The organism is Pseudoxanthomonas spadix, from assembly GCF_003703395.1.
Taxonomy (GTDB): domain Bacteria; phylum Pseudomonadota; class Gammaproteobacteria; order Xanthomonadales; family Xanthomonadaceae; genus Pseudoxanthomonas_A; species Pseudoxanthomonas_A spadix.
The window spans coordinates 48,937-62,315 of the sequence record NZ_RDQN01000004.1 but is presented as its reverse complement, the minus strand read 5'-3'; the positions used below and the strand labels follow the sequence as shown (position 1 = coordinate 62,315).

Here is a 13,379-nt window from a genome sequence, read left to right as displayed (position 1 = left end):
GAAACCTGCCATGACTGCGCTCAAGAACGATCGCCTGCTGCGCGCGCTGCGCCGCCAGCCCACCGACCGCACGCCGGTGTGGCTGATGCGCCAGGCTGGCCGCTACCTGCCCGAATACCGCGCCACCCGGGCCCGGGCCGGCAGCTTCCTGGGCATGGCCAAGAACCCCGAAATCGCCTGCGAGGTGACCCTGCAGCCGCTGGCGCGCTTCCCGCTGGATGCGGCGATCCTGTTCTCCGACATCCTGACCATCCCCGATGCGATGGGCCTGGGGCTGTATTTCGTCGATGGGGAAGGCCCCAGGTTCCGCCACACCGTGCGCAGCGCGGCCGAGGCGGCCAGGCTGGCGGTGCCGGACATGGAAACCGAGCTGCGCTATGTGATGGACGCGGTGCGCCTGATCCGCCGCGAGCTGGACGGCAGCGTGCCGCTGATCGGCTTTTCCGGCAGCCCGTGGACCCTGGCCTGCTACATGGTCGAAGGCGGCGGCAGCAAGGACTTCGCCCGGATCAAGGCGATGGCGCTCAACGATCCGGACACACTGCACGCGCTGCTGAAGGTCAACACCGACGCGGTGATCGCGTACCTGTCGGCGCAGCGCGCCGCCGGCGTGCAGGCGCTGCAGGTGTTCGACACCTGGGGCGGCGTGCTGAGCCCGGCGATGTACCGCGCCTTCTCGCTGCCCTACCTGGAGCGCATCGCGCGCGAGCTGGAGCGTGGTGATGGCGACGATCGCACGCCGCTGATCCTGTTCGGCAAGGGCAACGCGGCGCACCTGGAAGCCCTGGCCGCCACCGGCACCGACGCGGTCGGCGTGGACTGGCTGGTGGAGCTGTCCGATGCCGCGCGCCGCACCGGCGGCCAGGTTGCCCTGCAGGGCAACCTGGATCCGGCGGTGCTGTACGGCTCGCCGGCGGCCGTCGATGCGCAGGTCAGGCAGGTGCTGGACAGCTACGCCCGCGGCACCGGTGGCAGCCGCGAGGGACACGTGTTCAACCTGGGCCACGGGATGTCGCCGGACATGGATCCGGACCACGTCGCCGCGCTGGTCGAGGCGGTGCATCGCCACAGCGCGCGCTGAGCGTCGAAACACGCGTGCTCCAGCGGCATGCGCAGGCCTTTGGGCCGGCGCCGCGTTTCAGGCCTGGCGCTGTTGCGCGGCGGCGATCGTCGCGGTGATCGCCTCGGCCAGCATCTGGCCGGTGACCGGCTTGCGCAGGAAGCCGTCGAAGCCGGCCGCATGCGCCAGCGCCTCGGCATCGCCATCGGCGCGGGCGGTCACCGCAAGCATCGGCAAGGTCAGGCCCTGGGCGCGCAGCTGGCGGGCCAGCGCCAGGCCATCGATGCCCGGCAGGTCCAGGTCCAGCAGGGCGATGTCGAAGTGTTCCAATGCCAGGGCCGTCAGCGCGGCCAGCCCGTGCGACACCGCCTGCACCGCATGTCCGCGTGCCTGCAGCAGGCCGGCCACCACCTCGGCGATGGTGGCATCGTCCTCCACCAGCAGCACCGACAGGGGCGAGCCTTCGCCTGGGGCCGGCGCGCTCGGCAACGCTGGAACGGCGCCGTTGCCGGCCGGCAACGGCAGCGATACCAGAAAGCGCGTGCCCTGCCCCGGGGTGCTTTCCACGCTGATCGTGCCGCCCATGGCCACGGCCAGTTCCTGGCAGATCGCCAGGCCCAGGCCGCTGCCGCCATAACGCGAGGCGGTGCGTGCACCTTCGGCCTGCTCGAAGCGCTGGAACAGCCTTGCCTGCTGCTCGGCATTCATGCCCGGGCCGGTGTCGCTGACCACCAGCATCACGCCTGCCTCGGCCAGCGGCAGCGCCTGCAGGCGCACCGCGCCGCGCTCGGTGAACTTGACCGCGTTGCCCAGCAGATTGAGCACGATCTGACGGATCCGCAGCGGGTCGCCACGCAGGGCAGGCGGCACGCCGTCGGCGACGTGGCACGAGAACGCCAGCCCGCGCCGCTGCGCACTCGGCGCGATCAGCGCGGCCACGCCATCGAGCAGCTCGCGCAGATCGAAGTCCTGCGCGTCCATTTCAAGTCGGCCAGCCTCGATGCGGGCCAGGTCCAGGGCATCGTTGACCAGCCGCAGCAGGTGGCTGCCGGCGTTCTGGATCGCGCGAGTGTAGCGGCGCTGGCGCTCGTCCAGCGGCGTGGCCAGCAGCAGTTCGCTCATGCCCAGCACGCCGGTCATCGGCGTGCGCACCTCGTGGCCGAGCGTGGCCAGGAAGTGGGTCTTGGCCTGCGAGGCCTGTTCGGCCAACTCGCGCTTGTGCTGGGCCAGCTGCCAGGCGCTGCGGCGGCGCAGCCGCAGGCGGTACAGGTGCAGCGATCCACCGGTCAGCAGCAATGCCAGCAACGCCCACGACGCCAGCCCCCAGGGGCTGCGCCACCACGGTGGCAACACGCGAAAGTGCAGGGTCTTGACCGGCGACCACACCCCGTCGCTGCTGCGGCCCTGGACCTCCAGTGCGTAGCGTCCGGCCGGCAGGCGCGAGAACAACCGCTCGCCGCTCACGCCCACCTCCACCCAGTCCGGGTCGTAGCCGCCCAGTCGGAAGCGATAACTGCTGTCGTCCGCGCCGGAAAATGACAGCAGCCGCGCCGCCACGTGCAGGTCGCGGTCCTGGCTGTCCAGCACCGGCTCTGCAAGGTGGGTCAGGTCCAGGCCATCGTCGCCGCGACGCACGCCGACAAATTCGATCTGCAGCGCCGGTTGCCGCCTGGACGGCGTCAGCAGCCCCGGGTCGAACAGCACCAGTCCGTCGGGGGTGGCGCCGGAGATCTGCCCGGTGCTGGCCTGGACCAGGCTGTGCTCGCGGATCTCCGGGCTTGGCAGGCCATCACGCACGCCATACTGGCGCAGCTGCCGGCTTTTGGGATCGGTGCGCGTCAGGCCGCGCGAGGAGCCGGTCCAGACGATGCCCTGGCGGTCGACCAGCAGACTGGTGGGCGCGGTGGCAGGGAAATCCTGATCGGCACCGATCCGCTGCAGCAGGCGCAGACGCTGGCCATCCCAGCGGTAATGCCGGAGCTGGCCCATCGCGCCCAGCCAGAGGCCATGGTCACCATCGAAGGCCATCGAGAACAACGCATCGCCCGAAGCGCCCGGGATGGGTTCGACCCGTTGCTCCTGTTCGCGCCACCGCATCAACCCGCGGTCGGTCACCAGCCATGGCTGTCCGTCCGGACCACACTGCAGCTCCTGCACGAAGACGTCTCGGGGAAAGGCCGGAGAACCTGCCGGCACGCGCCGCACCACGTGGCCGTCCAGGTCGCGCACCTGCAGGCCCACCGTGCGCACGTAGAGCCACAGCTGCGCGCCACAGGCCCTGGCCAGAGACACGCCGCCCGGGTCGACCGCATCGACCGCATCCTTCTCGCTCCAGCGCAGGAGCTGGCCATTGGCCGGGTCGTAGCGGTAGAGCAGGCCGTTGAGCCCGATCCAGACCCGGCCCTGGTCGTCCTCGGTCATGCTCTGCGGCCAGAACACGGGGTCGATCACCTTGAGGTGGTGCTTGACCTGGCCGGTGGCCGGGTCCAGCCAGTCCAGCGCACCGCGGGTGCCGGCCAGCCACAGGCCGCCCTGGCTGGAAGGGGCGGTGGCCAGCACGTAGGGGTTGCGCATCGTGGCCGGGTCGCTGTCGTCGTTGCTCAGCACCGCGAACTGCCGCCAGTTGGCAGGCAGGTGCCACAGGTTGGCGTTCATGCTGGCAAACCACAGTCCGCCGTCGCGATCCTGGTAGGCGGTGACCCAGTTGGGCTTGACCAGGCCATGGGCCGAGACGCTGTACAGCGGCACATTGCGGACAGTGGCCTGGTCCTGGTAGCCCAGGCCCGAGGCGGTGTCGAGCCAGTAGGTGCCGGCGCTGTCGTGCAGCAGGGTCTGCAGCACCGGGATCGCAGAGGCGCTGCGCCAGGGCTGGTTGACGAAGCTGCCATCGGGCTTGCGCAACACCGCGCCCAGGTTGGTGGCAATCCACAGGCCGCCATCGGGTTCGGGCGTGAGCCGGTTGACGTCGACGCGCTGCAGGGCCTGGTTGGGCGCCCGTTCGAAGTCATGGCCGGTCCAGCGTGCGAGTCCGCGCTTGGTGCCGATCCACAGGCTGCCGTCGGCGGTGGTGGCCATGTGCACCACGCTGCTGTTGGGCAGGCTGCGCGGATCGCCTGCGATGGGCATGTAGCGCTGGAAATGCCCGTCGGCAAACCGCCGGGTCAGGCCGCCGCCGGCGGTGCCAAACCACAGGCTGCCGTCGGCCGTGGCGGCGATCGACCAGATCGTGTCGCTGCCCAGCGCCGGCGTGTTGCGGCGGTTGTAGAAGGTAAAGCTCTTGCGGTTGGCGTCCATCACCGCGACGCCGGCGTTCTCCGTGCCAACCCACAGCCGGTTGTCCGCATCCACGTACAGCGCCCAGGTCAGGTTGTCGCGCAGACCATCTTCGGTCCGCCAGATCCGGAACCCGCGGCCGTCATAGCGGGCCAGGCCATCGTAAGTGGCCATCCATAGATACCCCAACCTGTCTTCGGCAAAGGCGTTGACCCGGCCGCTGGGCAGACCGTCGGCCACGCCCATCTGGCGGGGCTGCGGGGTCAGCGGCACGGCCGCCGCGGCCAGGCCGGTCCAGCCCAGCAGGCTCCACAGGAACAATCGTCGTGCCCACATCTGCTGTTGCCCTCATGGCATTGGCGCATGCACGGCTGCGGCCGTCCGGGGCGTGCGGCCTGCGCGCAGCGCCATCGTGCAAGCAAGCATGGAGGCCTGGCAACCGTTGCATGGCGTGTGCGAACCCCGCGCCGGCGACCGCGACACGCCGCCGTGGGCGTGGACCGTGTGCAGCTTCGGCAGCGCCAGCGGGCAGGGCTGGCAGATGTCTACAATCCGCGCCATGCCTCGATCCGCCACCCTGCTGCGCCTGATTCCCGCCGCCTGGCTGTCGTGGGCCGCGCTGTTGCCCTGCGGCCCGGCCTGGGCGACGCCTGCGGCCTACCAGCTCGATCCGGTCCATACCCGGGTGCTGTTCGCCGTCTCCCATGCGGGGTTCTCGCAAGCGATGGGCACGATCTCGGGCAGCACCGGCGTGCTGGAATTCGACCCGGACGACTGGGCCAGCGCGCGGGTGGAAGTGGCCGTGCCACTGGACCGCGCCGACCTGGGCGATGCGGCCTGGAACAAGGCCGTGGCCGCCGGCAACCTGCTCGACAGCGACGACCATCGGCAGGCGCGCTTCGTCTCCACCGGGGTGGTCGCCCACGATGCCAGGCGCGCGCAGGTCACCGGCAACCTGACCCTGCGCGGGGTGACCCGGCCGGTCACCCTGGAGGTGGTCTTCAACCAGCTCAAGCGCCATCCGCTGCCGCCATTCCGGCGCACCGCCGGGTTTTCGGCCACCGCCACGATCAGCCGCGCCGACTTCGGCATCACCGCATGGAAATCGGTGATCGGCGACACCGTGCAGCTGATTATCCAGGCCGAGGCCACCCGCACCGGCCAGGACCTGGACACGCCGATGCCCGATGCCACGCAGATGCCGGCCACCGCTGCCGCCGAACCCGGCGTAGACTCACAGCCAGCACAGTCCACGCCACAGGATTCCACGCCATGACCAGACCCAACGCCGAACGCTGGGGCGCCGTCAGCCAGGCCCTGCACTGGCTCATCGTGCTGATGATCTTCGGGCTGGCGGTGGTCGGCCTGACCCTGGACGAGCTGCCCAGGACGCCGAGCTACTTCTGGGTGTACACCGCGCACAAGTCGATGGGCATCACCGTGCTGGCGCTGGTGCTGGTGCGCCTGGCCTGGCGCCTGTACGCCGGTGCGCCGCGGCCGGTGCCGGGCACGCCCGGCTGGCAGCACGCCACCGCCGTGGTCACCCACGTGCTGCTGTACGCGGTCATGTTCGCCATGCCGCTGTCGGGCTGGCTGTACGACTCGGCCAGCGGGCTGCGTCCGTTCAAGCTGTTCGGCCTGTTGGAGATGCCCAAGCTGGTCGCGCCCGATGAGGCCATCGCCGCGACCGCCCACGAGCTTCACGAGTGGGGCCTGTACGTGCTGATCGTGCTGGTGGTGGTGCATGCCGGCGCCGCGCTGTACCACCACCTGTTCCTGGGCGATGCCACCCTCACCCGCATGCTGCCGCGCGGCTGGTTGCGCGCGTCCGCTCCCGCGGCGCCGGGCAAGGAGCCCTGACCATGTCCGGCAAGTTGCTCTCCCCCGCGCTGACCGCTGCCGCGCTGGTGGCGATGTTCTGCACCGCTGCGGCCAGGGCCGCCGACTACGTGCAGGCGCCGGGCTCGACCCTGGCATTCGCCAGCAGCTACGACGGCGAGGCCTTCACCGGCACGTTCGGCAAGTTCGACACCACGGTCAGTTTCGACCCGATGCGCCCGGACCAGGGCTCGATCGAGGTCACCATCGGCCTGGCCAGCACCAATACCGGCAACGGTGACCGCGACGCGACCCTGGCCGGCGCGGACTTCTTCGACGTGGCCAGGTTCGCCCAGGCCACCTACAGGGCCAGGGGCTTCAAGGCGCTCGGCGGCAATCGCTACAGCACCGACGGCACCCTGACCCTGCGCGGGGTGTCCAGGCCGGTGACGCTGACCTTCCTGTGGACGCCCGGCCCGCAACCGACGCTGGCCGGCAAGGCCACGCTCAAGCGCCTGGACTTCGGCGTGGGCGGCGGCGACTGGAAGGACACCGACACCATCCCCGATGCGGTGGCGGTGAGCACCAGGGTCATCCTGAAGCCGGCCAGCTGATTGCCGCGCGGATCCGGGATCGCGCGCAGGCGCCCGGTGCCCGGCATTCGCGCACGGCCGCTCAGCGGCCCAGGAATGTCGCCACCGCCTGCGCATCGAACGGCCAGTCCAGCTCACGGCCGCTGCGTGGATCGCACAGCACCGGGACACGGGGGCCATAGCGCGCTTCCAGGGTGGGGTCCTCGTCGATGAAGACACTCTCCAATGCCGGCGCGCGTGCCGTGGCCAGCACCTCCAGCGCCAGGTCGCACAGGTGGCAGTCATCACGCTGGTAGAGGATCAGGGGCATGCGGCAAGCCTGCACCAAAACCGGCGGCCTGTTGTACCGCGCAGCAAGCCTGGCGGGCGCGGCCTAGAATAGGCCCATGGCGGTCAGCACCTTTGATTTGTTCAAGATCGGCATCGGGCCCAGTTCCTCGCACACGGTCGGCCCGATGCGGGCCGCGGCGCGTTTTGTCTCGCGCTGGCTGGGCGAGCCCGGGCGCCTGCCCGAGGTGGCCCGGATCCGCGCCGAAGTCTACGGCTCGCTGGCGCTGACCGGCCGCGGCCACGGCACCGACAAGGCCGTGCTGATGGGCCTGGAAGGACACCTGCCCCACCTGATCGATCCGGACATCATCCCGGCCACGCTGGCGCGCGTGCGCGGTGAACAGCGCCTCATGCTGGGCGGCAGCCACGCCATCGCCTTCGAGGAAAAGCGCGACCTGGTGATGAACAAGCGCCAGAAGCTGCCCTTCCACAGCAACGGCATGCGCTTTACCGCCTTCGATGCAGCCGACCAGGTGATCGCCACGCGCGACTACTACTCGGTTGGCGGCGGCTTCGTGGTCAATGCCGATGAAGCCGCCGATGACCGCATCGTCGCCGACCAGACGCCGCTGCCGTATCCGTTCCACAGTGGCGATCAATTGATCGCACGCAGCGCGCACAGCGGCCTGTCGATCGCCCAGCTGATGTTCGAGAACGAAAAGAGCTGGCGCAGCGAGGCACAGATCCGCGCCGGCCTGCGCCAGATCTGGACGGCGATGCAGGCCTGCGTGGCCCGCGGCATCGTCCAGGAGGGCACCCTGCCCGGCGGCCTGCAGGTGTCGCGGCGCGCCCCGGCGCTGCATCGCGAACTGTCGGCCAAGCCCGAGGCGGCCATGCGCGACCCCCTGACCACCCTGGACTGGGTCAACCTGTACGCGCTGGCGGTGAACGAGGAAAACGCCGCCGGCGGACGGGTGGTCACCGCCCCCACCAACGGCGCGGCCGGGATCATTCCGGCGGTGCTGCATTACCTGGACCGGTTCTGCGCCGACAGCGACGAGCAGAAAATCTTCGATTTCCTGCTGACCGCCGCGGCGGTGGGCATCCTGTACAAGGAAAACGCCAGCATCTCCGGCGCCGAGGTCGGCTGCCAGGGCGAGGTCGGCGTGGCCTGTTCGATGGCTGCCGCCGGCCTGACCGCGGCCCTGGGCGGCAGCACCAGCCAGATCGAGAACGCCGCCGAGATCGGCATGGAGCACAACCTGGGTCTGACCTGCGACCCGATCGGCGGATTGGTGCAGATCCCGTGCATCGAGCGCAACGCCATGGGTGCGGTGAAGGCCATCAACGCCAGTCGCATGGCCATGCGCGGCGACGGCAAGCACAAGGTGTCCCTGGACAAGGTGATCCGCACCATGCGTGACACCGGCCGCGACATGCGTGACAAATACAAGGAAACCAGCCGGGGAGGCTTGGCGGTAAACGTCATCGAATGCTGAGTCGCTTCAGCCGCTGACCTTGCTGCCGTTAACCGGATCAGGGGAAAAGGCGACGTCAGCATGGGCGAGGCGGTTCCGGGATTGCACCAGCACACGCGCGGCGGCCACTGGCTGCGGCGCGGCTTGCTGTGCGCGCTGGCCGCCTGCGCCCTGCCCGGGCACGCGCTGCAGCCGGACAAGCGCTTCCAGGACTACGTCACCAGCAACTGGTCGGTCGAACAGGGCCTGCCGCAGCTGAGCGTCACCGCGCTGGCCCAGGACAGCACCGGCTATGTGTGGATGGGCACCCAGGCCGGACTGGCGCGTTTCGACGGCATCCAGTTCACCAGCTACGACGGCCACGCCTGGCCGGGCCTGAACAGCGGCGACATCCGCGCGCTGCTACCCGAGGCCGATGGCCGGCTGTGGGTCGGCACCAGCCGGGGGCTGGCGGTGTTCGCACAGGCCCGCTTCCGCCAGCTCGATCCGCAGCCGGCGCCGGCCGGCCCGTTCGAGGTCACCGCCCTGTCCCACGACCCGCAGGGCCGGGTGCTGGTGGCCTCCAGCCAGGGCGTGTACCGGGTCGACGGCGATCACCTCACCCGCCTGCCCGGCCTGGAAAGACCCGCCACCGCCCTGTTGCACGAGACCGGCACGCTGTGGGTCGGCGGCGTCGGTCAGGTCCAGCGGATCGACGCGCAGGGCCAGCGCACCACCCTGGCCCTGCCCGATCCGGCCACCACCGCCTCGGTGCACCTGCTGCAGCGCGCGCAGGACCGGCTGTGGGCCGGCACCAGCGCCGGGTTGTATGTCCTGCAGGCCGGGCGCTGGCAGCCGTATACGGCCGATCCGCTGCTGCGGCGCGCCCCGGTGGAGGCCATGCTGCTGGACCGCGACGACAACCTGTGGATCGGCACGGCCGATCACCTGATGCGCCTGCGCGCAGGCCAGGTGGTCGAACGGATCACCGGCGATGTGCGCCTGGCCGCGCGCAGCCTGATGCAGGACCGCGAGGGCAACCTGTGGATCGGCACCCTCACCTCTGGCGCCACCCGGGTGTGGAACGGCACCACGCGCCGCTATTCGCGCAGCGACGGGCTGAGCGACCCGCTGCTGTGGTCGGTTGCACCCGGCCGCGAGGGTCAGATCTGGGTGGGCAGCAACGATGGCGTGGCGCTGTTCGACCAGGGCCGCTTCCGCACCCTGGTCACCGGCCGCCAGCTGCCACATCCGGCCGCCTACACGCTGCTGGTGGAAAGCGAGCGCACCTGGATCGGCACCCGCGCCGGGGTGGCGGTGCTGCGCCAGGGCGTGGTCCAGCGCCCTGCCGAGCTGACCCCGATGGACGGCGCGCAGATCAACGGCATCATTCGCGACGGCCAGGGCACGCTGTGGTTTGCCACCTCCAACGGGCTGTTCCGGCTCAGGGGCCAGGCCCTGACCCGCTACGGCATCGCCCAGGGCCTGGCCGACCCGCGCGTGCGGGTGCTCCATGTCACCGGCGACGGGCGCCTGCTGGTCGGCACCTACAGCGGCCTGTACCAGTGGCGCGACGAGCGCCTGGTGCCGCTGGGGCGCGACACCGGCTTTCCGGCCCAGACCCACGTCACCGCCCTGTACGAGCTGCCCAACCACCAGCTGCTGGTCGGCAACCTCTCGCGCGAAACGCTGCTGCTGTTCGACGGCCGGCGCTGGATCGAGCTGGGCCGCGAGCGCGGCGTGCCGGCCAATCCGGTGTTCGCCATGGCCGCCGACACGCGCGGCCAGCTGTGGCTGGCGGGGCTGCGCGGCATCTACCGCTTCCCATTGAGCGAGATCGCCAGGGTCCAGGCCTCGCCCAGCGCCAGCCTGCAGATCCGGCAGCTGCTCAACGAACGCGGCGACCGCCACGGCGGCCAGAAAGGCGACTGCTGCAACGGCGCCGGCAACGCCCGCGGCCTGCTGCGCGATGGCGCGTTCTGGCTGCCCACGCGCGATGGCCTGCTAGCCATGGAGACGGCCCGGGACCACAGCAACCCGGTGCCGCCGACGCCGCGCGTGGAGCGCGTGCAGGTGCAGGGCCAGTGGCGCGATGTGGAAGCCGGCGGCGACTGGACCCTGCCGGCGCAGGCCCGCGACCTGCGCTTCCAGTTCACCGCGCTGAGCTTCCAGGCGCCCGAGCACATCGACATCCGCTACCGCCTGCGCGGCTACGACGCGCAGTGGATGACCCTGGAGAACATCGCCCAGCGCAGCGTCAACTACACCAACCTGCCGGCCGGGCAGTACGTGTTCGAAGTGATCGGCGTGAACAACAGCGGGGTGCAGAGCCTGCAGCCGGCGCAGCTGGCCTTCCGGATCCAGCCGTTCTTCTACGAGCAGCTCTGGTTCGGCCTGGGCGCCGGGCTGGGCGTGCTGCTGCTGATCGCGCTGGGCTACGGCTGGCTCTCGCGCCGCCACGCGCGCCAGCGCGCGGTGCTGGAAGCCCTGGTCCAGCGGCGTACCCAGGCCCTGCAGGATGCAAACCAGCGACTGGAGGCGCTGACCGTCACCGACCCGCTGACCGGCCTGCACAACCGCCGCTACCTGGGGCGGCAGATCCCGCTGGACCTGGCCTTCTACGAGCGCGACACCGGCGTGGACATGCAGCGCGACGCGCTGATGTTCGGCCTTCTGGACCTGGACCACTTCAAGCAGATCAACGACCGCTTCGGCCACGACGCCGGCGACCGGGTCCTGCAGCAGGCGGCCCAGTGCCTGCGCCAGCTCACCCGCGAGGGCGACTACGTGGTGCGCTGGGGCGGCGAGGAATTCCTGCTGGTGTTCCGGCCGATGCCGCGCGCGCAGCTGCATGCGCTGGGCGAACGGGTCTGCCAGGCCATCGCGCAAAAGCCCTTCGCGATCGGCCAGGGCCGGACGCTGCAGGTCACCGTGTCACTGGGGCTGATGGAGTACCCGCCCTTCCCCGAGGCGCCGCACCTGCTGGGCTGGGAACAGATGGTCACCCTGGCCGACCGCGCGCTCTACCACGTCAAGACGCATGGCCGCAACGGCTGGGCCGCGTATCGGCGCGCCCCGCACGCCACCCAGGCCGGCATTGAAGCGTGCAATGGCAATCCCGCGCAGCTGGTTGAAACCGGGCAGCTGGTGCTGGTCGGGTCCAGCCCGCAGGTGGACCAAGCAGCCCCGCCAAGTTAGCCATCGGCGGGATCAAGCCGCCCGCCGCTGCGCCCATGCACGGCGCAGCCTGCGTTGCGCAGCGCGGCGTGTAACCGCTTCCAATCGCCGCTAGGATGGACAGCCCCCGCGCGGTCACGCCGACGGCCGCGCCCACACCCGGGAGCCGCCCATGCCTTCACGCTTCAACCGTCGCACCGCCCTGCAGCTGCTCGGCGCCGGCACCGTCCTGCCGCTGGCCGCGCGTCTGGCCGCCGGCACGCCGGCCGACGACGCGCCGCGGCGTAGCGCGCCCAAGGGCGCGCCGAACATCATCTTCATCATGACCGACGACCAGGCGCAGGACGCGCTGGGCATCTACGGCAATCCCATCCTCAAGACGCCGAACATGGACCGGATCGGCCGCGAGGGCATCCGCTTCAACCGGGCCTTCGTCACCACCTCGGTGTGCGCGCCCAGCCGCGCCTCCTACCTGACCGGGCTGTACGCCCACAGCCACGGGGTGACCAGCAACGGCGAGGAGCCGGGCTGGTACCAGCAGATGGGCCTGCGCCACGACCAGATCACCTACCCCATGCTGCTGCGCCGGGCCGGCTATCACACCGCGATGGTGGGCAAGTGGCACATCAAGTCGATGCCGACCGGCTTCGACCATTGGGCCATCCTCCAGGGCCAGGGCAGCTACTTCGACCCGCAGTTCATCGTCAACGGTGCGCCGGTGCGCTTCCGCGGTCACACCGACGATGTGATCGGCGACCAGGCCATGGCCTATCTGCAGCAACGCCCCACCGACCGGCCGTTCTGCCTGTGCTACCAGTTCAAGGCCCCGCACGGGCCGTGGGAGCCGGACGCGCGCTTCTACGATGCCTTCAAGGACGTGCAGATGCCGATCCCGCCGGGCTTCGGCCAGCCGCAGCCCGAAGGCGCCCCGGAGGCCTTTTCCAGGACCACCCAGCAGGTCATCCCCAACATGCGCGACTTCTTCCACAAGGCCGAGCGCAGGCCGCCGCAGGTGGACCAGAACCTGCCGCGCCCCGAGCGCGACCACGCGGTGCTGCAGGCCTTCCTGCGCAACTACTACCGGGTGCTGCTGGGCGTGGACGAGAACGTCGGCCGGGTCCTGGATTTCCTGGACCAGAACGGGCTGGCCGAGAACACCATCGTGATCTACACCTCCGACAACGGCATGTTCCTGGGCGAGCACGGCTTCTACGACAAGCGGATGATGCTGGAGCCCTCGATCCGCGTGCCGATGCTGGTGCGCTGGCCGGCCCGGATTCATCCTGGCCGGGTCAATGACCAGGACATGGTGCTCAACATCGACGTGGCTCCCACCCTGCTGGACATGGCCGGGCTGACGCCGCCGGACTGGATGCAGGGCCGCAGCTGGCAGAAGATCGCCCTGGACCAGGGCAACGCCGGCTGGCGCCAGGATTTCCTGTACGAGTGGTTCGAGTACCCGGCCGTGCACTGCGCACGCAAGCACCGTGGTGTGCGCACCCAGCGCTGGAAGCTGATCCACTTCTGGGAAACGCCGGAGGAATGGGCGCTGTACGACCTGCACGCCGATCCGGGCGAATTCCACAACGTGGTCGACGAACCCCAGCACGCCGAGCTGGTCGCCCAACTCAAACAGCGCATCACCCAGTTGCGCGCACAGACCGGCGATGTCGACCCACCCGGCGACGTGCCGCCCCGGCGTGAAACCGGCAAGTGCCCGGCCTGAGAGGC

General features: G+C 70.3%; 9 protein-coding genes. 7 read left to right on the top strand and 2 right to left on the bottom strand.

Annotation, left to right across the window (positions count from 1 at the left end; translation table 11 throughout):
- The first annotated feature begins 10 nt into the window (after positions 1-10).
- A complete protein-coding gene (gene hemE, locus D9R12_RS07550; RefSeq protein ID WP_122229523.1) occupies positions 11-1,081 on the top strand; it encodes a uroporphyrinogen decarboxylase in 1,071 nt (356 codons plus the stop codon).
- Positions 1,082-1,138: 57 nt separating this feature from the next.
- On the opposite strand, the gene D9R12_RS07545 is transcribed toward hemE, so the two are convergent.
- Positions 1,139-4,669 (bottom strand): sensor histidine kinase, encoded by a 3,531-nt coding sequence (locus tag D9R12_RS07545; RefSeq protein ID WP_244671948.1) that lies wholly within the window; start codon positions 4,667-4,669, stop codon positions 1,139-1,141.
- A gap of 223 nt (positions 4,670-4,892) precedes the next feature.
- On the opposite strand from D9R12_RS07545, the gene D9R12_RS07540 reads away from it, so the two are divergent.
- Genes D9R12_RS07540 through D9R12_RS07530 form a run of 3 tightly spaced genes read left to right on the top strand, consistent with a single transcriptional unit; the run spans position 4,893 to position 6,765 of the window.
- Positions 4,893-5,609 (top strand): YceI family protein, encoded by a 717-nt coding sequence (locus tag D9R12_RS07540; protein WP_244671955.1) that lies wholly within the window; start codon positions 4,893-4,895, stop codon positions 5,607-5,609.
- Complete coding sequence (locus tag D9R12_RS07535) at positions 5,606-6,193, top strand: cytochrome b (RefSeq protein ID WP_122229517.1); 588 nt, start codon at positions 5,606-5,608, stop codon at positions 6,191-6,193. The genes D9R12_RS07540 and D9R12_RS07535 overlap by 4 nt, the downstream gene beginning before the upstream one ends.
- A 2-nt stretch (positions 6,194-6,195) precedes the next feature.
- On the top strand, positions 6,196-6,765 hold the full coding sequence (locus tag D9R12_RS07530; protein ID WP_122229515.1) for a YceI family protein: 570 nt from the start codon (positions 6,196-6,198) through the stop codon (positions 6,763-6,765).
- 61 nt (positions 6,766-6,826) lie between these two features.
- Here D9R12_RS07530 and D9R12_RS07525 read toward each other — a convergent pair whose 3' ends face one another.
- Positions 6,827-7,054 carry a glutaredoxin family protein gene (locus D9R12_RS07525; protein ID WP_122229512.1) on the bottom strand — a complete coding sequence of 76 codons (228 nt, stop codon included), beginning with the start codon at positions 7,052-7,054 and terminating at the stop codon, positions 6,827-6,829.
- Positions 7,055-7,130: 76 nt separating this feature from the next.
- Between D9R12_RS07525 and D9R12_RS07520 the strand changes: the two genes are divergently transcribed.
- From D9R12_RS07520 to D9R12_RS07510, 3 genes are all read left to right on the top strand, one after another.
- Complete coding sequence (locus tag D9R12_RS07520; RefSeq protein ID WP_122229510.1) at positions 7,131-8,513, top strand: L-serine ammonia-lyase; 1,383 nt, start codon at positions 7,131-7,133, stop codon at positions 8,511-8,513.
- Positions 8,514-8,573: 60 nt separating this feature from the next.
- Positions 8,574-11,669, top strand: a complete 3,096-nt coding sequence (locus D9R12_RS07515) for a ligand-binding sensor domain-containing diguanylate cyclase (RefSeq protein WP_122229508.1) — start codon at positions 8,574-8,576, stop codon at positions 11,667-11,669.
- Positions 11,670-11,820: 151 nt separating this feature from the next.
- Entirely contained in the window at positions 11,821-13,374 is a 1,554-nt protein-coding gene (locus D9R12_RS07510; RefSeq protein WP_122229506.1) for a sulfatase family protein, read from the top strand.
- The last annotated feature ends 5 nt before the right edge of the window (positions 13,375-13,379 follow it).